This window comes from Virgibacillus sp. (assembly GCF_013393565.1).
Taxonomy (GTDB): domain Bacteria; phylum Bacillota; class Bacilli; order Bacillales; family Amphibacillaceae; genus Virgibacillus; species Virgibacillus dokdonensis.
Window position 1 is genome coordinate 1 of record NZ_JABXHF010000033.1, and the last position, 21,059, is coordinate 21,059.

21 protein-coding genes are annotated in these 21,059 nt (G+C 37.0%); 13 read left to right on the plus strand and 8 right to left on the minus strand.

The features are described 5' to 3' along the window. Positions 1-215: 215 nt before the first annotated feature. On the minus strand, positions 216-839 hold the full coding sequence (locus tag HLX49_RS08730) for a spore coat protein (protein ID WP_101933198.1): 624 nt from the start codon (positions 837-839) through the stop codon (positions 216-218). A 144-nt stretch (positions 840-983) separates the two neighbouring features. Between HLX49_RS08730 and HLX49_RS08735 the strand changes: the two genes are divergently transcribed. Continuing rightward, complete coding sequence (locus HLX49_RS08735) at positions 984-1,925, plus strand: arginine deiminase family protein (protein WP_077701830.1); 942 nt, start codon at positions 984-986, stop codon at positions 1,923-1,925. Positions 1,926-1,945: 20 nt separating this feature from the next. Then, a complete protein-coding gene (locus tag HLX49_RS08740) occupies positions 1,946-3,226 on the plus strand; it encodes an amino acid permease (RefSeq protein ID WP_237342816.1) in 1,281 nt (426 codons plus the stop codon). A gap of 39 nt (positions 3,227-3,265) precedes the next feature. On the opposite strand, the gene HLX49_RS08745 is transcribed toward HLX49_RS08740, so the two are convergent. Together HLX49_RS08745 and HLX49_RS08750 are read right to left on the minus strand one after the other, a co-directional pair. Then, positions 3,266-4,024, minus strand: coding sequence for a YqcI/YcgG family protein (locus tag HLX49_RS08745; protein WP_077701828.1), 759 nt, complete (start codon positions 4,022-4,024; stop codon positions 3,266-3,268). 93 nt (positions 4,025-4,117) lie between these two features. Beyond that, positions 4,118-4,744, minus strand: a complete 627-nt coding sequence (locus HLX49_RS08750) for a LysE family translocator (RefSeq protein WP_073008462.1) — start codon at positions 4,742-4,744, stop codon at positions 4,118-4,120. A gap of 251 nt (positions 4,745-4,995) precedes the next feature. On the opposite strand from HLX49_RS08750, the gene HLX49_RS08755 reads away from it, so the two are divergent. The 4 genes from HLX49_RS08755 to HLX49_RS08770 all read left to right on the plus strand — a co-directional run bounded on the left by HLX49_RS08755 (position 4,996) and on the right by HLX49_RS08770 (position 8,314). Beyond that, positions 4,996-5,382, plus strand: a complete 387-nt coding sequence (locus tag HLX49_RS08755) for an SLAP domain-containing protein (RefSeq protein WP_296361311.1) — start codon at positions 4,996-4,998, stop codon at positions 5,380-5,382. Between the two features lie 218 nt (positions 5,383-5,600). Further along, positions 5,601-6,563 carry a D-2-hydroxyacid dehydrogenase gene (locus HLX49_RS08760; RefSeq protein ID WP_101933200.1) on the plus strand — a complete coding sequence of 321 codons (963 nt, stop codon included), beginning with the start codon at positions 5,601-5,603 and terminating at the stop codon, positions 6,561-6,563. Positions 6,564-6,627: 64 nt separating this feature from the next. Further along, a complete protein-coding gene (locus tag HLX49_RS08765) occupies positions 6,628-7,191 on the plus strand; it encodes an HAD-IA family hydrolase (RefSeq protein ID WP_101933201.1) in 564 nt (187 codons plus the stop codon). Positions 7,192-7,495: 304 nt separating this feature from the next. Then, positions 7,496-8,314 carry a formate/nitrite transporter family protein gene (locus HLX49_RS08770; protein ID WP_296361313.1) on the plus strand — a complete coding sequence of 273 codons (819 nt, stop codon included), beginning with the start codon at positions 7,496-7,498 and terminating at the stop codon, positions 8,312-8,314. A gap of 529 nt (positions 8,315-8,843) precedes the next feature. On the opposite strand, the gene HLX49_RS08775 is transcribed toward HLX49_RS08770, so the two are convergent. From HLX49_RS08775 to HLX49_RS08785, 3 genes are all read right to left on the minus strand, one after another. Continuing rightward, a complete protein-coding gene (locus HLX49_RS08775) occupies positions 8,844-10,337 on the minus strand; it encodes a PH domain-containing protein (RefSeq protein ID WP_296361315.1) in 1,494 nt (497 codons plus the stop codon). Beyond that, the gene (locus tag HLX49_RS08780) at positions 10,337-10,834 is read right to left on the minus strand and encodes a PH domain-containing protein (RefSeq protein ID WP_101933203.1); all 498 of its coding nucleotides are present in this window, start codon (positions 10,832-10,834) and stop codon (positions 10,337-10,339) included. The genes HLX49_RS08775 and HLX49_RS08780 overlap by 1 nt, the downstream gene beginning before the upstream one ends. Positions 10,835-11,207: 373 nt before the next feature. Then, complete coding sequence (locus tag HLX49_RS08785; RefSeq protein ID WP_296361318.1) at positions 11,208-11,768, minus strand: TetR/AcrR family transcriptional regulator; 561 nt, start codon at positions 11,766-11,768, stop codon at positions 11,208-11,210. A gap of 182 nt (positions 11,769-11,950) precedes the next feature. Between HLX49_RS08785 and HLX49_RS08790 the strand changes: the two genes are divergently transcribed. Next, entirely contained in the window at positions 11,951-12,877 is a 927-nt protein-coding gene (locus HLX49_RS08790; protein WP_296361319.1) for a DsbA family protein, read from the plus strand. Positions 12,878-12,944: 67 nt separating this feature from the next. On the opposite strand, the gene HLX49_RS08795 is transcribed toward HLX49_RS08790, so the two are convergent. Further along, the gene (locus tag HLX49_RS08795) at positions 12,945-13,838 is read right to left on the minus strand and encodes a LysR family transcriptional regulator (protein WP_101933206.1); all 894 of its coding nucleotides are present in this window, start codon (positions 13,836-13,838) and stop codon (positions 12,945-12,947) included. A gap of 108 nt (positions 13,839-13,946) precedes the next feature. Here HLX49_RS08795 and HLX49_RS08800 point away from each other — a divergent pair, with 108 nt between their 5' ends. The 3 genes from HLX49_RS08800 to HLX49_RS08810 all read left to right on the plus strand — a co-directional run bounded on the left by HLX49_RS08800 (position 13,947) and on the right by HLX49_RS08810 (position 16,221). Then, positions 13,947-14,969 carry a YeiH family protein gene (locus HLX49_RS08800; protein ID WP_101933207.1) on the plus strand — a complete coding sequence of 341 codons (1,023 nt, stop codon included), beginning with the start codon at positions 13,947-13,949 and terminating at the stop codon, positions 14,967-14,969. A gap of 205 nt (positions 14,970-15,174) precedes the next feature. Next, positions 15,175-15,741, plus strand: coding sequence for a maltose acetyltransferase domain-containing protein (locus tag HLX49_RS08805; protein ID WP_101933208.1), 567 nt, complete (start codon positions 15,175-15,177; stop codon positions 15,739-15,741). Between the two features lie 195 nt (positions 15,742-15,936). Continuing rightward, a complete protein-coding gene (locus HLX49_RS08810) occupies positions 15,937-16,221 on the plus strand; it encodes a phospholipase (RefSeq protein WP_077702160.1) in 285 nt (94 codons plus the stop codon). Between the two features lie 347 nt (positions 16,222-16,568). Here the strand turns inward: HLX49_RS08810 and HLX49_RS08815 are convergent, their stop codons facing one another. Next, positions 16,569-17,282 (minus strand): GntR family transcriptional regulator, encoded by a 714-nt coding sequence (locus HLX49_RS08815; protein WP_240458719.1) that lies wholly within the window; start codon positions 17,280-17,282, stop codon positions 16,569-16,571. A 518-nt stretch (positions 17,283-17,800) separates the two neighbouring features. On the opposite strand from HLX49_RS08815, the gene HLX49_RS08820 reads away from it, so the two are divergent. The 3 genes from HLX49_RS08820 (at position 17,801) to HLX49_RS08830 (ending at position 21,034) form a co-directional block, all read left to right on the plus strand. Continuing rightward, positions 17,801-19,534: a class I mannose-6-phosphate isomerase gene (locus HLX49_RS08820; protein WP_483372449.1), complete on the plus strand. Its 1,734-nt coding sequence runs from the start codon at positions 17,801-17,803 to the stop codon at positions 19,532-19,534. A 602-nt stretch (positions 19,535-20,136) separates the two neighbouring features. Continuing rightward, on the plus strand, positions 20,137-20,532 hold the full coding sequence (locus HLX49_RS08825; protein WP_077702162.1) for a PTS sugar transporter subunit IIA: 396 nt from the start codon (positions 20,137-20,139) through the stop codon (positions 20,530-20,532). A gap of 16 nt (positions 20,533-20,548) precedes the next feature. After that, the gene (locus tag HLX49_RS08830; protein WP_164085419.1) at positions 20,549-21,034 is read left to right on the plus strand and encodes a PTS sugar transporter subunit IIB; all 486 of its coding nucleotides are present in this window, start codon (positions 20,549-20,551) and stop codon (positions 21,032-21,034) included. Positions 21,035-21,059: the final 25 nt, after the last annotated feature.

Genomic DNA, 21,059 nt, shown 5'->3' on the forward strand with positions numbered 1-21,059 from the left:
GGATATAAAGACATCGCTCTACAATACCAGTTCGTACACTCAAACTATTGAACCGCCGTATACCGAACGGTACGTACGGTGGTGTGAGAGGGGTGAAAAGTTACTTAACTTTTCCCTCTACTCGATTCGCCCGAGTTCGTCGAGACCTCGCTCGCCCCCGCGCGTAAATCGCTCGCGACACCCAGAAGTTTCGTCAGTATGATTTGTATATGCTGTTAATGTAATTGATTACCTTGCTGCACGATCGTATAGCTGTTTAACATATGCTGCATGTCTTGTGGTGCTAGCTGTGGGACTTGATAGTAGCCATGTTTGTTTTGATATAGAAAGATTTCATAGCTCATTTCGATAAAGTTTGGAACGGTATCTGCAATGACGCGACGTAGTACAGGATTTGTCATTTCCGTAGCTGTCATAGCAAGTAGTGAGCTTAAAGATTTTGTATTTCCGAGCATGTAAGCAGATAGACCTTGATCAGATAAGTCGTTAATTGATGCGTTCGGTTTTTTTGGTTGGCCAGGGGTTATGCCATAAACGACATTATTATCTTGCTGCATCTCATATTGTTGTGTTGGCACAGCGGGGTCTTGTCCGGTTTGAAATGTTTGCACAATCGTGTTGTAAGCTTGCGTGACGAAAGCGGTTTGTCGTTGTAAAATCTCTTTTAACTCAGGGTCTTGTATATGTTGATCATACATTTGGTATTGGTCAAGCATACTAATTATTCCCGCAATGATTTCATGTGCATCAAATAATTCATGACCTCCATGATTGGTGTTTTGCTGATTTGGCATCGATCCAGGTTGTTGCTGGTTACCTTGCTGATTCATGTTGTGCATAATGAATTCCTCCTTGATTGTGTATTTTCCTTCATAGATTTTCCTGTTTATTTATTTTCATGTATTTAAATTTTTTTATCGTACACATAACCTTTTATTTATTGGCAAACATATAATCATAACGCAAAAAGGGCGGTGTTCATAGTGCGATTAGACCAACCTAGCTGCTGGTCAGAGCATGGTGCATTACAAACAGTGCTTGTTTGTTCTCCCTCCGTGCAAAGTATTCCAAGTCTACAAGTGGCAGAGAATGTACAATGGAATGCTCCAGTTCAACAGGATGTAGCAATGGAAAATCATCATTCACTTATATCTGTTTTGAAACAGGAAGGTGTTCAGGTAATTGATTATGCTTTGTACTTGGATCTGGTCACGAGGCAATTAAATGAGCAATTAATTAATCGTTTTTTTGTACGTGACTTGGCATGTGTATTTGGAAACACGATACTCCCGGGGATCGCAGGGACGTTTATGCGTCGAGCAGAATATGATCACGTTCATAAACTTTTGGAAAACTGGTTTCCAGAAACTTTTACTAAAGGAGTCACGAAAGGTGTAAAGGCATTAGAATATGGAGATGTCCTCATTCTAAATGCAAATGCTGTTTTTATTAATATTGGTATGCGTACAAGCTTGGAGAGTGTGGAACAAATGATGGGACATATTTTTCAAGCAGGATTTACAGAAATTGGACTGATTAGTTTGCCAAGACGGGCAGACACGCTTCATTTAGATATGAATTGTAATGTGGCGGCAGAGGATGTCGTCATTGCTAAAAACTATATGTATTATTTGCCAGTGCAAGTTGTCAATGAAGAAGGTGTAAAGGGCTATGACATGACAGAGAAGTTTTTGCATCGTCATGGGTTTGACGTATATTGGTTGGACAAATATGAGACGATACCTGATATTAACTTTCTTAATATAAACCCAGATACATTATTAATTAGTAAACAAGCACATAAGCAAATGTTAAAATCCCATCCCAAATTAAAGAATAAACGCTTTATAGAAGTTGACGTTTCCGAATTAGAAAAAGCTGGCGGAGGTATCCGTTGTATGACGCTGCCTCTGGTTCGTAAATAAGCAACATGAAAAAAGGGCAAATGAACTGGTGGCAGCTGTCTTTATTAGGTGTGGGATGTACCATTGGAACAGGCTTTTTCCTTGGAAGTAGTATGGCGATTAAAAACAGTGGTCCTGCGGTTATAGTGGCATTTGTCTTAGCGGCAGCAGGAACGTTTATCGTCTACGATTCTTTGGCGAGTATGTCGGTGGATGATCCAAATAAAGGATCATTTCGCTACTATTCTCAAAAAGCATTTGGCAGTTGGGCAGGTTTTAGTAATGGGTGGGTGTATGCTTTTTCAGAAATTCTAATTATGGGTAGCCAACTTATCGCCTTAGGGATATTTACACAATTCTGGTTTCCCAATGTTTCTTTATGGCTGCTTTGTGCCATATATGGCGCGCTAGGGTTACTAGTCATTTTAACCGGTATGAAAGGGTTTGAAAAAATAGAAGGCTTATTTGGCGTAATGAAAACAGCTGCCATCCTTATGTTTATTTTCGTAGCGGTGTTTCTATTAGTGACATTTGCAGGAGGAGAAAGTTTAATCCCTTCCTTCAACAAAACAAACCTATTTTCAGAAGGACCAACCGGTGTTTGGCATGCATTGATTTATGCTTTTTATGCGTTCGGTGGTGTGGAGGTAATGGGGTTACTAGTTATTGATTTAAAAAAACCGAAAGAGGCTCCCAAAGCTGGAAGGGTAATGATGATCGCACTCACTGCTATTTATATTATATCCATTAGTCTCATTCTCGTACTTGTATCATGGCAAACGATCCATGCGAATGAAAGTCCGTTTATTACAGCGCTTAAACCATTCTCCATTCCTTATGTCACAGATATTTTTACCGGGGTCTTCATTATTGCGGGCTTTTCTACGATGGTTGCAGCACTATTTGCAGTCCTCACGATTTTAGTTTCGTTAGCAGAAGACCACCATGCCCCTTCTATTTTTCAGCATCATGGGAAATGGAATGTGCCTTGGCCAGCATTTTTATGCACGACAGGTGGGTTGGTGGTATCCGTTATTATTGCGCTTGTGTTACCAGAGCGCTTATTTGAATATGTGACGACTGCTGCTGGGTTAATGTTACTCTATAATTGGATGTTTATATTAGCTACTTTCTTAAAACAAAAGAAACAGACAGGGTGGCAAAAAATAAAGCCGCTCATTGGAATGCTACTCATCACCATAGCTGTATCTGGTACATGGGTGGAGAAAACGAGTAGAATTGGTTTTTTCGTCAGCTTTGTTTTTATTTGTTTCATTGCTTTAGCTACCTTCTTGTCTCGTTCTACAAGACAACATGGATAGGTGGCGAGCGTCCCATCCATGTGTTCTCATTACCTTCTTCTATTGTAAGAACGAGCTCATTTTTTCTTTCATACGCATAAACGGACACTTGCTAGGACTCTCATCATCGTCACTTAAGAAGTATTGTTTCCATTCATGGTTATCCTCTTCGCCATACCATTTTAAATCGGGGTGGCCAGGTATCCCGTCATACTGGAATAGACGCTTGCGGATAATATTTTTCATTTTGCGCCCAAATGTGGTGTTTCCATTCAGGTTTTCGAATACCCAGCGTGGCTGAAATGCTATCATAAAATAAGGAAAATAGCGGCTTTTCCTTTTTCGATGTGCAGGGGTAGCACAAAAAGCAAAGTAAGGCTCGCCAGCAAAACAAAATTCCCACTCATGGTGTTCAGGTTCTTGTGGAATTGCTTCTGGCCACGGTTGTTCATCATAAGCAGTAACTTGATTCAAAGCATTCCAAAACAAATTGCGATAATCTTCTACGGAATAATTGCGAATCATATCCTCTGGTGTCTCAAAGAACACGGCCAATGACGTGTAGTTGCCAAAGCTTCTAGCATGATTGCCATAAGTTTTTAATGCAGTTGCTAGCTCTTCTGAAGCGCTCGTTTCACGTGGATCGGATACGAAGCAGAAACGAAGCTGATTGTCTAAAAAACCTTGTCTTGCAGGAACGCAAGGGTACGTATTCGTATCTATAAGCATACTGGTGAAGGTCTGATAGGCTTGCTGCTTCCATAGTGGCAAATTGGTTATTTCCTCATCAAGTGAGTGTTTCTCATATAATGCACCCATTTTTCACTTCCCCTTTCTAGTGGTAACGTATGAAAAAAGGGCATATTAGGTGCTTGCCTATACGCATGATGAAGTTAGGAGTTAAGTAAAATATCACTTTGTTAACAGCAGGAAAGCCTCGTATCCGAAATAGACGCCAAAGCCGATAAGCATGATCCCAGCTCCAACGGTAATGATATACTGCACTTTTGCATGAAAAAATTTGCGAAAAGAAGTAGCTACACTCGCCATCACCAAATCCCAAATAAGAATACCAAGAAAAATACCACTACTATATATAATTAGCTGGAAATTACTATATAAATCACTTGTTTTTGCCAATACAGCGCCGTAAATACCTAGCCAGAAAATAATGTTTAACGGATTAGAAATAGCAAGTAGAAAACCTGCGCGAAATGATTTGAATTTTGATGTTTGTCGAGAAGAACGATGAATGTGTAATGATTTTTTTGCGCTGACGATACTTTCTATTCCGGTATAAACAAGAATGAAAAAACCAAATAGCCAGAGGAAGGTCTTCATGAGTGGCGTCGTTAAAAATTGCGCCACGCCAAAGTAAATGAGCAACATAAAAACTAGATCGCCAATCATTCCACCGAGCCCAACTAACCAAGCATGGATAAAACCGTGATTCATCCCTTTATTTAATTGTGCCGCGTTTATTGGTCCAACGGGCGCAGAGAGAGAAATTCCTAATAAGATATAGCTAAAGAAATTCATTCGTTCACCTTCTTTTAAAATGAATGGATGGCGCATCATGGAGAAAACAGCTATGTATATTTCCATACTATTGTATTCATAGTATGTAGCTTGTACCACTATTTTATTTTTACACGACGGAAATGTATAAAAATCTCTGATCAAGCTAATCTTTTCTGAAAAGTTTTTTATTTAGGAGTAGTAGAGATATAGATGAATATGCACACAAGAAAGATGACAGATGGTATACTAAGCATAGACGAGGTGAAAAGATGCAACGTTTACTTTTTGAGGCTGCATGGGAAAAGACAATCGATGCTAGAGATCGGGAAGAAATAGAAAAAGTTTTTGAACAAGTAAAGGAAATGAAAGAATCGAGGCAATCGTTTTTTATATTAAGCCAAGCGCGTAATCATCGTAACGATTTGCTTGTAACTGTGCTCATTCAAAATGGTTTGGAAACGGACTGGGTTCTCTGTGGAGGGAAATTAACGTATTACGAAGCAAATAAGCTTATTGCCACGGAAGTTTTTTCTGATAAGCGATTAATCGTTCCTGCCAAGTGCAGCATGCCGTGGACATTTATTTTTCCTGAAAGCTCCGTACAACAGGAACCGAATTTTAAAAAAGGGACATTACAGATGTTTTCCCAACGATAAAGCCAACTCATTTAGGAGGAGGGTGTAAGGAAGATCTAATACGGAACAACATTTAAAATCTCGGTTTCTACTGTAGGAAAAGCATTTAAACGCCAAGACTTAAAGTATAGGAAACTGTCATAAATAGATTGGACGAGCTTTTTCCATAAGTCTTTGCCGACAATCCATGTTTTTCTAATAAGAGCAAAACCAGCGTGTATTTAGAAAGGGAGGATAGGATGGCTAAGCGGACATTAGTAATGAATGTAGATGTAAAAGAAGCACATGTGCAAAGAATTCAGCAGGCATTGCCAGATTGGAAAATTGTTGCAAATAAAGCGTTGGATGACGTGCAGGACGATATAAAAGAAGCTGAAATCATGTTGCATTGGAAAAAAGATATGGAATCCATTGTATTTGAAGAAAACAAGAATTTGCAGTGGGTGCAAACATGGAGTGCGGGCATTGATAACCTACCATTATCAGAGCTTGAGCAAAGAGGGGTTCACGTCACAAGTGCTAATGGTGTGCATGCTTATCCAATTTCGGAAACCATTTTTGCGCTTATATTGGGACTTACCCGAAAGATTCATACGTATGTGAAGCAGCAACAAGATAAAGTTTGGTATCATGCACGTTTGAATCAGGAAATACACCACAAGACGATCGGTATTATCGGTGCTGGAGCAATTGGTCAGGAAACAGCTAAAATTGCTAAAGCATTTGGCATGAAAGTGCTCGGGGTGCGTTATTCCGGGAAGCCTACTGCGTATGTTGATGATATGTACAAGCCTGAACAACTAGATCACGTACTTGCAGAGAGCGATATTATTGTTATTACACTGCCATTAACAGAAGAAACGAGACATATGTTTGCAAGAAAGCAGTTTGAACAGATGAAAGATTCTGCTCTTCTGATAAATATTGGGCGTGGTGCTATTGTTCATGAGGAGGATTTGATTAAAGCATTGCAAGCAAATGAAATAGCCGGGGCTGGTTTAGATGTTTTTGCTAAAGAACCATTACCAGAAGACAGCCCGCTTTGGGAAATGGAAAATGTGATTATAACTCCTCATACCGCTGGATCGACGGAGTATTATGATGAACGTGTTATAGACGACATTTTTCTACCTAACTTACAGCAATATCTTCAAGGAAAAACACCTAAAGTGAATGCCGTTCATTTTGATAAAGGCTATTAGAATATCGGTAGCTATCTTCTTTATAGGAGATAGCTTCATTATAGGAAGAAATGAGGAAAAATAGATGCACTTATTATGGGATTTTGACGGAACACTGATAAATACGTATCCGATGTATACGAAATGTTGTCAGCAAGTTATAGGAAAAGAAGCAACAGAGGAGGAAATATATACGCAACTGAAAAAATCTTTTTCTCATGCCATTGCACATTTTCATATGACGAAAGACCAGGAATTAGAGGTGCGTCGTCTTGTTAATCAAATTCAACCAGAGGAAGTGAAACCTTTCGACGGTTTGGAGCGCGTATTACAGGCAGCAGATGTCAATGTCATTATGACGCATAAGGATTATAAAAACGTGAAACGCATCTTGGACTACCATGGTTTGACATCTTATTTTGATGATATGGTTACAAGTGATGATGGATTTCCACGTAAGCCGGATAGTGCTTCCTATGCTTATTTACATCAAAAGCACCGTATCGATATGGCGATAGGAGACAGAGAACTTGATTTGTTACCTGCGAAAGAGCTAGGAATGAAGACGTGCAGTTTTCAAAATACGCATGCAGAAGCAGATTTTTATCTTTCTTACTATCATGATTTTTTTTACACGATAGGAAAGTAGACCATTTTACGGTTTAGCGGAAAGTTGCTATAGAGATTTAATGGCTTTCTTCTAAATTGTAGGTATCAATGTAAAAAGGGAGAGGTCATTTGCTTTCCAAAGCATGCAAGGCTCCCTCTTTTTTATTGCATTTATGTGAAAAATCTTTTCTTTACGTGAATTATACGTTAATATCTAATTATGTTTGTTTTAAACAAACATGCTGACGGAAAGCAATGGGCTAGAAGAACATGATATTTCTATCAGTATTAATGTGAAATTTTTCACATAAAAGAAAGTAAACATGCAAAAGGAGTGACTTCATGTGGAACGACAGCCAATAGAGCAAGCGGTGAATCTTGCTATAAAAAAGAAGGAATTATTAAATACATCATTCATAAGATATATGCTGCGAGCGGGTTTGTCAGGAATATATGTGGGTATAGGATTAATATTATCGTTTAAGCTAGCGGAAGGATATTTTGATATTCAATCTCCGGCTGCAACGATTATGGCATCGATCTTTTTTGGTGTTGCCCTCGTGTTAATTATTTATGGTGGTGCTGAATTATTTACTGGTAACACGATGTACTTTACGATGAGTACGATGAGGAAGCAAACGACAGTCAAGGATACGGTGCAAAATTGGCTTGCCTGTTATAGTGGAAATTTGATTGGTGGAATATTGTTTGCCTTGTTAATTGTTGGAACAGGATTGTATGCTTCCACAGAAAGTAGTCAATTTTTAATGAAAACAGCTGCCGCTAAAATGGATTTAGGCATATGGGAATTATTTTTTCGAGGCATATTATGTAATCTGATCGTCTGTTTAGCTGTATGGATTCCCATGCATATTAAAGGTGATGGCGCTAAAATATTAGTGATGATGTTATTAGTTTTTGGCTTTGTTGCATCAGGGTTTGAGCACAGTGTTGCCAATATGGTCACTTTTTCATTAGCATTAACAGCACCTCACCCAGAATCCATTACCTCATTAGGAGCGATTTATAATTTAGTTCCTGTTACGCTTGGAAATCTTGTCGGAGGTGGCTTCTTTTTAGGAGGCATCTATGCTTATTTAGCTTCGCCTAGTAAGCAGTATAAACAAACCGTAGAAGTAGCACAGGAAAAGAAGCTCGGATAAAGGTACTAGCTTATGGTATATAGCAAAAAGAATACAACCTGCATGGAATTTATCTTTTTCATGCAGGTTTGATTTTTTTCCATCGCATTCATACCCATGACGACGACAATGAACTCTTCTGTTGATAATTGGTCCGTTAAGTTGGTCAGTTCATAAGCGGGAGAGGAGAAAAAACTGTTAATACGTGTGAAGGCTGCCACATCTTGATATGGTTCATCTATAATTGTAAATGATTTAGACAGGACAGGGGAAGTAATGGTGTATTGATGTCCCCTCTCTGTAGAATACGTATACTTTTTGCCAATGAAAACCAGTTTGCTTTTAATTTCTAAAATTTCTCCAGCTACTTACTACCCAGCTATTAGAAAAGAAACGTTTAAACTTCCCTTCTCCAAGTTCTCTGTTGTGGACATCATACACCGTAACACTAGTCGAAAAAGCGGTTTTTAAATCTAGATCGCCAATCCTTTCATTACGACTGTTTTTAATGATGTTTTTCCAGCCGAAAAAAAATTATTCTCAATAAATTTTATTCTCCATCCAATCCTCCTTCTATTCTCGGGTTTCGTCCTGTATACCAGATAAACGCACGTTGTGTCATCTGCATAGGTATGTTATATAAGGGAGTGGTATGAACAGGTTTGCTTCGATTTGCTGTTTCCATATTTGCTAGGTCAAAACGTTTTTGAATAAAATTTTGTTCTAGCTTAAATTCAATGATTTTTTCTCGCGTTGTAATGCTTGTTGTCATGAAGAAGCCTCCTGTACGGACTTGCAATGTTTCCCCATGAATTAAAAAGTGAGTGAAATAATAATCTAGTAAGCGTGACACGATCGTAAATAGAAACAAAATTATCGATACAGGCCACCATGTTGGAAAGAAAATAACAATAATAATGGTGCCGATGACCCAAAGTACAGGTGTTTGACACATTCGCGCTACTAACGATTTCTTCGGGAGTGATTCCATATTTGTTTGTACTGCGAATTCAGGTAGTATTTCTTCAATGATCGTATATGCGCGATGAATTGGTAAAAATGGATAAAGGGAATTTACTTCTTCCCCTGAAAGATCAACCCCACCAGCGCTAATTAGCTTTACTTCAGCTATTTTAAGCATGCGTTTTAACAATGATTGTTTAATATGAACGGCTTGCACATTTTGTTTACGAATGGAAAAGTGTTGTTCGTTTAATACACCTTTACGAATATAAATCCGCTCATGATCAGATGAGATTTCATAACGACCATATTTTAAGTAAGTACGCATTATTCCAAAGCAAATTGCAACGATAATAAATAGGATGATTAAAGCACCAATCCAAAACCAAGAGTCCTTTACAAATTGAATAATCTTATTTCCCGTTGCGGATAGATCATATACTTCGTCAATATTACTAAACATTGATGCTAGTACAGGGATAAGCAATAAATAGCTAAATGATAAAACAGAAGCTTTTAAAATGACTTTTTTAGTGGGATTAAAGTGGACATTTTTTTCTTCTTTTGTCATGGCTTGGGCTTCGTCTGTTTCTGTTTCTATTATATTTGTGTCTATTGCATCCGAAGTTTTCTGTTTCGTGTAATGGTCTAAAACATATTCAATTTGTTGAGCTTCGTCCTTCGTAATGGCTGTAAAAGTGAAGGATGAATCCTCATCTTCTGCTCCCGTTTCTAACGTCAGCGTTGTTAGATGAAATGGTCGTAAATAAAACGGGGTATTTGTTTGGACATTTTGAATCCGATCATACGGAATTTGATGATGTTTACGTGTGAAAAGGCCTTGCTCGATTTCAATGAAGCTTTCATTGATGCTATATGTAGTACGCCACCACGTTACAATAACCGACACAAACTCATAAATTAGGTAGACAAAAAATAAGATTCTACCAATTTCTACCCACGTTGCTTCGGAGGAATAGTTAAGTACAAATAAAATAATAAATACGAAGAAAATGTCCTTTAATGATGCAAAAAATGATACGGGCATCATCATGGGGTGCATGCGCTTTTTTTGATCCATTAGTTCTCCACTTCCTTCACTTTGGCAAGTTCAGCAATTTCATTTCGAATAGCCTTTGCTTCGTCCTCTTGTATAGCAGGAATTTCATGAGTGGAAGCCATTGTACCAATGGAGATACTTGATAGTCCATATTTTCGTAAAATGGGTCCTTGTTGTAGGCTAACATATTGAATTTTTGTCATAGGGATAACTTGGTGTGCCAAATTCCATCTTCCGTGCTTTAATTGGACAAATTCCTTATTCAAACCATACCGCCAATATTTTTGTAGTAATGTCGGTTCAAAAACTATACTCCAAACAGCAGAGATAATCGTAAAACCTAGTAAGCCCCATAATATGTAACTAATCCAGCTATACCAAGCAAAGTGGGAGTCCATGATAAGTAAAACGACTAAGATAAGGAGAAATATAGTATGTCCGATTGTGTTTGTAATCCGCCATACATTAATAGCGTATGGTGAAATTTTTCGTTTCGGTTCTTCTATGTTTTTGTACAAAATAAACCCTTCCTTTGCAGTCTTTTATAAGATAGTTTTCTAAATAAGATTATAAATGCAGTAGAAATATCTTCTTTTCTATTTATGTTTATTACGATTTAGATAGGGTGTGGGTTTCAATATGTTTTTATGAAATTGTACCTAAAAAGGTTTTTAATGGAAATGTAATGCTGAAGCAGGTGAGGCTTAACCACTTTTAATTGTTGATAGAACTAGACTGAGCCGAACATTTATATTGTTCGGCTCGGTTGTAATTTGGAAAGTGGCTTGTTTTATTTCAATCCACGCACCTTTCATAGGTGCGACATATATCTTCCCAGCATGCATTAAACACGTCCCGTTATTTTAGGAGATAAACCATATATTTTCCATCTTATTGCTTTTTGTTAACCCCATGGAGAATGTAAGGAATGATTAGTTGAATAAATTCTTTTCTCGATTGCTGACTGTTTGTTCGCCATTCAATAGAAACACCATACATACCCCAGCTTAGCATGATGGCTGTGCTTTTTAAGGCGGAACTTTCAGAAATGGAGTGCTGCTTTAATAATATGAGATAAAATATGTTCGTTAACTTATCTATAATGATACGAGATATGGTATCCTCATAGCCTGATTGGCAGCGGTGAGCCAATGAATCCCAAAAGTTAGTAATAGCAATAAAAGTACTAATAATCATATCTTCATTGATTTCTTCATAATCACTTAAATCAAAAGTTATATTTGTTATTAATCCCTCTTCTAAAGCCTGCGCCAACAGATCAAACTTATCTTCAAAATGATAATAAAAAGTAGCTCGATTAATAGTTGCTTCATTCGTAATATCCGTAACTGTGATATCTTTAAATTCTTTTTTATTAGAAAGCGTGATGAAAGAATCCATAATTAATTTTCGTGTCCGACGCATTCGAGGATCTGTGTTTGGATTACTCATATATTTTTCCTCCTCTTTTTCAACGATTTATTAATAGTGTTGGATAAGCAACATATCCAACGAAATATCGATACTAATGAATTAAATTATGTACTACAATACGAATAGAAAGCAACTAACGTACCTTCAAGAGTTGAGGAAAATGTTCATAGATAGTTTTTAAAACGAGGAGGTTTTCAAATATGTCAAACAAGGATCAAATGATCTGTGATTTGGAGACGGGCGTGTGCGGTGAGGTTGAAGACAAAGAAATGGAAATGATGGATTTCGACCAACCGGATAATTCAATAGATTTGTACTATGTGACGGATCCTATCTGTTCACACTGTTGGGCATTAGAACCTGTTCTTCGCAGATTTGTGAAGCAATATGGTTCGTATGTTAATGTTCGAGTTGTAATGGGAGGGTTATTGGAAAAATGGGAAGGGTTTGGCGACCATAAGAATGGCATTTCTAAGTCGGAAGATGTAGCTTTACATTGGAAAGAAGTTGGTGAGCATAGTCGAATGCCAATTGACGGTACACTTTGGTACGATAACCCTGTTCAATCTTCCTACCCTCCTTCCCGTGTGTATAAAGTCATTCAAAAACAGAGTGAAGCATTAGCGGAAGTATATCTGCGTCGAGTTCGAGAAGCTGTATTTGCGTTTAATCAAACGGTTTCTGAACGCTCTGTGCTTGTTGACATTGTAAATAGAATGGGATTGGATGGAGGAACAATCGTTGATGAAGCTGGGTCTGCTCGTGCGCAACAGTTATTGAATGAAGATTTTCAGCTTGCAGCAAGGTTAGGTGTCAGAGGTTTCCCTACAATCATTATGATGAATGAAGAAAATAAAGGAGTTAAAATAGTAGGTGCTAGAGAGCTGAATAACTATATTGCTGGATTACAGAAAGTGATAGGTGTGGAGGATTTAAAAGCAGAGAGCCGACCATCCCTACCCACTTTGTTGCAGGAGGACAAGCTCTTATTCGCGAAGGAAGTTGAGGAAATGTATGATTTATCTCCGACTGATTTCCCTGATTTTGTAAAAAAAGAGCTGCCTACAAATCAATATCACATGAAAGAAGTTTTAGGGGAGACGTATTTATCCAGTATAGAATCATAGATGCCTTTGTGGATGCTAGTGTTGCAGTAGGAGGTAGCAAGACATTCCTACTGCATGCTGTTTTGCGTTATTTAGCATAAGGCCATTTCTGTTGCAACATATTGATAAAAGTGACTACGTTTCGCTTGTTTTTCATAATAGGTGAATAAACATAGGAAAATGTCCGTCTGAAATGCATGTCTTCCATCTGCAAAATGGCGAGTTGTTTTAATTGAACATCCCGCTCAATCACACTGTAAGAAAGTAAAGAAAGTCCCATCCCATTAATAACACTTTCCTTTACCCCTTGATTACTACCAATGGTAATAATGGATTTCACTTTTAATCCGTTGGAGCGAATGACATGCTCTAAATACTCGCGTGTCCCCGACCCTTCTTCACGGGAAATCCATGCTTGGCTTTGCAAATCTGAAGTAGTTACTTCCGCCTTATTTGCTAATTTATGCTGATGAGGTGCAACAACCCATAATTCATCTTCCATAAACGGGCATACAGCTAGTTCTTTATCACTCGTTTGTCCTTCAATAAGTCCAATATCCACCTGAAAATGTTTTGTTTGCTGGACAATTTCCTCTGTATTTCCAATAACTACTTCCAATTCAAGGTCGGGGTAAGCTGTATGTACATCTGCAAGTAAAGCTGGCAATATATACTCCCCGATCGTAAAGCTGGCACCTATCTTTAACCTACCTTTTACGATTTCTTGTTGTTCTAATATATCACGTTTGGTTTGTTCATAAATCTTCAAAATTTGTTTGGCGCGTTCATACAGGATTTCCCCTGTTGGTGATAGTTGCAATGATTTTCGGGAACGAACTACTAATTCTGTTGCTAGTTCACGTTCCAGATTCTTTATATGTAAGCTGACACTCGGCTGCGATATGTGTAAGACTTCCGCTGTTTTGGTGAAATTTTTAACTTCTGCCAAAGTAATGAAAGTACGTAAAGCATCATAATACATGTAGCCATCCCCTTTTTTTATTAAGAAAGATAATAATAACAATTATTTATATGTATTTTACTAATAATATTTCGTTCGGTAAAGTAAAAGGGAGAGAGATAAAAGGATGTGAATGTGGTGAAGAATAAAGAAAAGAGAACGGGACGTCTTGCATTTATTCAAGGAATAGGCATTACATTAATTATTGCTATTATAGCTAACTATGTTGCGAAACTGCCTTTTTTATCGATTATGGGTCAGCTTGTTATTGCTATTATTATAGGTATGCTATGGAAGCAGATAGTTGGTGTTCCAAATCATCTCCAAAAAGGAGTTACATTTTCTAATAAAAAGCTACTCCGTTTCGGGATTATTTTATTAGGTATGCGACTCAACCTAGTAGATATCTATGAAGCGGGAATAAGTGTATTTATGATTGCAGCTATTTGTTTGGTATTTACTTTAATTGTTGTCTACGGATTAACAAGGTGGTTTGGAGTAGGCAAACGACTAGGGATTTTAACAGCATGTGGGACAGCGATTTGTGGTGCTGCAGCAGTGGTTGCGATTGCACCACAAGTAAAGGCAAAAGATGATGAGACAGCTGTTGGTGCAGCTACAGTTGCAGTGTTAGGAACACTGTTTACGTTAATATACAGTGTAATTTATACGATGTTACATTTATCGCCGACTGGATACGGCATTTTTACAGGTGCTACACTGCACGAAATAGCACATGTGATAGCGGCGGCTGATGTTGCCGGAAGTGAAGCTGTAGATTTAGCTGTTATTGTTAAATTAACGAGAGTGGCATTATTAGTTCCGGTTGTGATTGTCGTAGGTTACTTGTTTCAGCGAAGCGGGGAAGAAACGGGTAAAAAAGTATCGATGTCCATTATTCCTTGGTTTATCTTAGGTTTTCTTGCAATGAGTGGATTTAATACACTTGGCATTGTATCACAATCTGTTGCGGATTTGATTGTTGCTACTGCCTATTTGCTTATTGCCATGGCGATGGCAGGTCTTGGCTTGAATGTTGATTTAAAGACGTTTCGAAGACTTGGAATGAAGTCTTTTGCAGCGGGGGTTGTTGGATCTGTTTTGCTTGTAGTATTAGGGTACTCGCTCGTCATGCTATTTCAACTAAATTAAAACATGTGTTCAGTCGTAAAAATATATCTTTTTAACGTCTCATGAAGTTGGTATCTATTATATCGAATGTGAATCATGGTTGAGTAGAAAAAATAGGCTTGTTGCCAAGTTTTATAGCGAAAAAACACTGTCGTTTTTTATACGATAAACCTTTAGACTTTCCTATAGTATAATAAAAGCAAAAGACAGCGAGGAGCTACCATAAATGACATCAGAAAAACAAAAAATGATTAAAGGTGAATTATACAATCCAGCTGATCCAATACTTGCCCATGATCGAGAAATTTGCCGAATGAAAACGCGGCTGTTTAATCAAACCATAGAAACGGAGCTAGCAAAACGTAAGGAGTTGTTACAAGATTTATTTGGTTCTACGGGAAATGAACTCTATATCGAGCCAACATTTCGTGGTGATTACGGGTATAACATTCATGTAGGCAATCATTTTTACGCTAATTTTGATTGTGTCATGTTAGATGTTTGTGAGATTAAGATTGGCGATAACTGTATGCTGGCTCCAGGAGTACATATTTATACAGCGACACATCCCTTAAAAGCGGATGAAAGAAATGCCGGGAAGGAGTATGGAAAGCCTGTAACAATTGGCGACAATGTTTGGATTGGTGGGCGTGCTATTATTAATCCAGGCATAAGTATTGGCACTAATGCTGTCGTTGCCTCAGGTTCAGTCGTAGTAAAAGATGTTCTCGCAAATACGGTCGTTGGTGGAAATCCAGCTAGAGTGTTAAAGCAAATGGATAATAATTCATAGGATGTTACAGGCGCTATTATGAAAACATTATAGCGCCTTATCGTATAAGATTTATGCATAAAGAGTCAACAATTTTAATAAAAAAAGGTGTTAATGATGCTCTTTTTAATTAAAAAGTACAGGGCATTCGCAGCGGCTAATTGATGCACACGGGAATATAGTATTGTAAAAGCTTTTAGGGAGGGGGTTTTTACAATGCGGAGACAGCGTAAGGCAGCCTTCTGTTTTCCGGGCGGATACCGCTGGTGTGGTCCTGGATGCAGTGGTCCGGGTGAACCCATCAATGATGTAGATGCAATTTGCAAGGAACATGATTTGTGTTATAGACGTACTGGAGATCACTGTAAATGCGATCAAGCATTTCTTGAGCGGATGCAGTTGAAAATCGATCCTACAACTGTAAAGGGAAGGCATGCACGTACCATGTATCATTACATGAGATACCAAAGCTTATTTACGTGTGGGTTTAGAAAAATGTAATATGGTCTCAGTTAATAACCATGGAATGTTCAAATCCCCTATAAAAGAGTAGACTGTTCTATGAGAAGTTTGATCGCATAGGATGTTTTTTTAAAAAAAGGCTAATTTTGTTATTTAACTAGCTGAAAACATCCTTTTTATCTTAAGATCAGTCACTCTTTCGGAATACTATATAACTGTTTCTATCACCAGTTTTAAGGTTGTATCAACCTGCCGCTATCTCGTCTGAAATAAATGTTATCTTGCTTTAGTCATATTCCCTTAAGATAGAAGGAAAATGTTCTTAGTCATGAATTATAATCCTATAAAGCTTCATTTGAGGGTTGGTTGAACCTCTTCGATAACTTTTAATTGAAGTCTAAGTAATATTTATAGGACTTCCCGATATAGTAGTTTATTGTGTATTCATAAAAATTTTGGGGTTTACATGAAGTGAAGCGTGTTCGTTTTAAAACAGGTTCATGTTTGTTGATACTTAATGCTGTTCGTACTTCATAATTAGGTAGTACAGCTTCTACAACTTCACTATTATCTTTCACTTGAATGCCGTGTTGATGAAGGTATGAGTAAAAAGAATCGTAATAATCATTGGGATCTAAAGAGAAATTTTCATGCTTTTTAAAGTATGATACCGAATAAACAAAGGCTTGTTTCGAATCTCCTCGGATTCTTTTTAAAATCATTACCTTATCACCGATATTCATGTTTAAGTACATCGCAAGTTTTTTATCAGCATCGGTTATCTCTAATTTGACATCCATTGTCCGTGCTTTTTCACCTAATTCTCTCATCTCTTCTGTGAAGCTTTTTACAACGGTGAAATTATCTGAAGGTTCAACGAAATCGGTTACAAAGGTTCCCTTAGCTCTTTGGCGACGAAGCAAATCTTCTTTCACCAATTCATCGATTGCCTTTCTTATTGTAATTCTACTCACATCATATATTTTACACAATTCCACTTCGGTTGGGATTTTATTCCCTTCTTTCCATTTCCCCATTTTAATATTATCTCGCAAACGATCTGCAATTTGAACATATAATGGGATTGCATTACTAGCCAAAATGTTTCCTCCTATCTATATGAAGTATTGTTATAACATTATATCATATCGAGTGGTATAGTTCATACAAAATACATAAGAGAACGGAATTAATTACCAAAAACATAAATGTTTAATTGCATTGTCCAACAATGGGAACAGTTGAGCAAAACGAATAGATTTGTTGTATAGAATTCAACAACAGATAGCTTACAATGGAAATTACTCTTATTTTGGAACCTCCTCGTTTAGGGACATGCGGTCATCATAAGGCGAAGTAGCTTTCAACGCCATGAAGGTAAGGTCGTGTCCCATCCCAGACACAGATTATGTGCATTTCCTTTGTTTTTAGATTCATTTTCCTCTGTATTTCTGCGTTTTAATATATTTTCTTTTCCCAGCTTGAAGATATGAATAATTTAGGTAAGGTTTACAAAAAAATATAATATCTATTGCAACCTATATTTAAGTCTGATATTATTTACATTAATGTTATATGGTTATAACATTATTACAATAAAGTAAAGAAGGGAGCAGTTATTATGGCTTATGATTTATATCCTCAAATTGATATGAAGGGAGGTATTGATCTATATACTGGATATGATGAAATATGGAAAAAAGTAGATGATGCAATAAAACAAAGAAAAGCTAATGTTATTACAATAGAATGTTATCCAGGAACCTTGGAAGAAGAATTGGAGCAGTTAATAAATCAGCTAAAACCAGACCTAATCATTCACGCTGATGAAATCTTTTTATCCAGTGAGGAAATTACTGCTAAAATACAAGATTATTTAACAGACGATCGTGTATTTGGAGTTATGAGCAATCATGCTTTAGCTGACTTTATAGACGAAGAAAAATTTGATAAAACATTGGCTAAAATTAATCATGCTAGAGATAAAAAAATTGTTATATATGGAGTGGGCGCATCGTTAGTAGCTCCTTCTGATTTATTGCTTTATACAAACTTAGCAAGATGGGAAATTCAATTAAGATATAGAGCTAAGAAAGTTTGTAATTGGAAGGCCAATAACTGGGAGGAGGAAACGCTTCGTAAGGTAAAACGTGCTTACTATTTTGACTGGAGAATTGCGGACAAGTTAAAGAAGAGTCTATTTGATAAAGTTGACTTTATGTTAGATGTTAACAAAGAGAACCAGCCTAAAATGATAGCAGGACATGATTATCAGATGGCTTTGTCACAGGTGGTTCAAAGACCATTTCGCTTAGTTCCTTATTTTGATTCTGGGGTTTGGGGTGGCAAATGGATGCAAGAAAAATTTAATGTAGCAAAAGACAAAATAAATTTGGCATGGTGCTTCGATTGTGTTCCTGAAGAGAACAGTATATATCTTGGCATAAACGGAGAAAAGTTTGAAATACCCGCTAATGATATCGTTTACCAGCGTCCAGTTTCGTTACTAGGTGAAAAAGTATATGGAAGGTATGGAACAAGCTTTCCAATTCGATTTGATTATTTGGATACAATGGGTGGCGACAACTTAAGTTTGCAAGTGCATCCAAAGGTAGAATATGCTCAAGAAACATTTGGGCTGCACTATACTCAAGATGAAAGCTATTACATTTTAGAGGCTGAGGAAGATGCTGTTATATATTTAGGTGTAAAAAACGGAGTTGAAAAACAGTCTCTAGTAGATGCCTTAAAATCGTCACAGGAAGAAGGTAAGCGATTTCCGGATGAAGATTTTATTTATCGTAAAAAGATAAAGAAACATGACCATTATTCTATACCAGCTGGAACAATTCACTGTAGCGGTAAGAATAGTGTTGTTTTAGAAATTAGCTCTACCCCTAATCGTTTTACTTTTAAACTATGGGATTGGGAGAGAGTGGATTTAGATGGCAAGCCGAGACCGATTCATTTAGAGCATGGTGAGAAAAATATTGATATCTCTAGAGATGAAGACTGGGTTGAGAAGGAAGTAAGTAACCAAGTAGTTAAAATCGCAGAGGGCGATGGTTGGACAGAAGAAAAAACAGGGCTTCATATAAGAGAACCTATTGAGACCAGACGTCATTGGTTTTCATCAGAAGTGATGCATGAAACGCAAGACAGCGTCAATGTATTAACGCTTGTTGAAGGTGAGGAAATTATTGTTACAAGTGTTAATGCATCATTTGAACCTTTTGTTATTCATTACGGTGAGACATTTATTGTTCCTGAATGTGTGAAGCAGTATAAAATTTCTCCTCATGGTCCAAGTGTGGGAAGCACAGTAGGAACAATAAAAGCGTTTATTAGGTGAAAATGGTATGAATTTTATCGCTTTTTGTAAGTACTTTTAGTTACAGCGTCTACATGCCAATTCATTTACATCGCCTAGATTATATCGATACGAAATATTCAGTAGGAGGTGGGTGAAATCTCCTACTGAATGGAGGTAGCACTTCGTTTATAGGGTTTTGAATCGTGATTTCGATGGTACGTTGCGTTTCGTCTTATCTATGTTGTGCAAACTAAATGGGCAAAGTGAAGGTAAGGTCGGATATAGAAAAAATAGTCACACTGTATAAGTTGTTGCATATCTTTGTGACACAAAGACAAGCTATATAAAGAAGTATCAAACGTAGTTGTAACAATACTGTAACAAAAAACAATAGAAAGCGTTTTAAAATAATGTTATTATAACTTTATAAAGTTATAACAATATGATGAAAGGAGGTTAAGTATAAAGCGCTACATTTTGTTACACGGCGAAGGGAATGGAAATATCATTGCTTCCTGTGTGAGAACGCATAACAAAAGCAATAATTATCGTAAAAACTTGGATTATGCGAAAAGCTATTGTTTTCTTATCTCTAGACCATAATCTATAACGTTCTTAATAGTGAAAAAGGAAGTGATTAAGTGATAGGAGTATTAGTAACTTCTCATGGGCCTTTTTGCGAGGCTTTAATTAAAACAGGCGAAATGATTACAGGACAACAGGATAATGTCAGTCACATCTCGCTAGATGATAAAGGTGTTAGTGATTTCGCTGCGAGGCTGGAAGAGAAATTAAATGTGATGACTGAAGAATATGATGAGGTCGTTATTTTATGTGATATAAAAGGCGGAACTCCTTGTAATGAAAGCATAAAATATGCGTTAACTTATAAAAATAATCTTGCTATTATAGCAGGAGTAAATTTACCAACCTATTTAGAAATTATAAATGGTACAGGCTTTATGAAAAGCATCTCTGAATTAACAGATTTTGTGAAACAAACTTGCTTCAAAACAATTGAAATTATTGAGATATAGAATGGAGTAGATGAAAATGGCAATTACATTAGTTAGGATTGATGATCGAGTTATACATGGGCAAATAGTAGCTAGATGGTCTAGATTTAAGCCTTGTAATGGAATTCTAATAGTTAATGATAGCATTGCTCAAGACCCGATCCAAAAAAAGATATTTACAAATGCAGCCCCAGCAGAAATTAAAGTTGGCGTATTTACCGTGAATGAGAGTATAGAGAAAATTAAAAAAGCTAGAGAATCAAAAAAGAATTATTTTTTAATTGTTAAAACACCTGTAACATTGCGAGAAATCGTAGAATCAGGTGGTGATTTTGGGACTGATATTAATGTTGGCCCAATTAGTGCAATAGCTGGTGGGAAAACGGTAGCAAAAAATGTAACCATATCAGAAGAAGATAAGTCTGCTTTTGACTTTTTAGAGAATCATGGAAAGACCATTCAATTTCAGTTAATCCCCGATGAAAAAGCTGTTAAATGGTCAAAAGTTAAACAGAACTTCTAATTTTTAAACGGAAGGAAAGATGAAT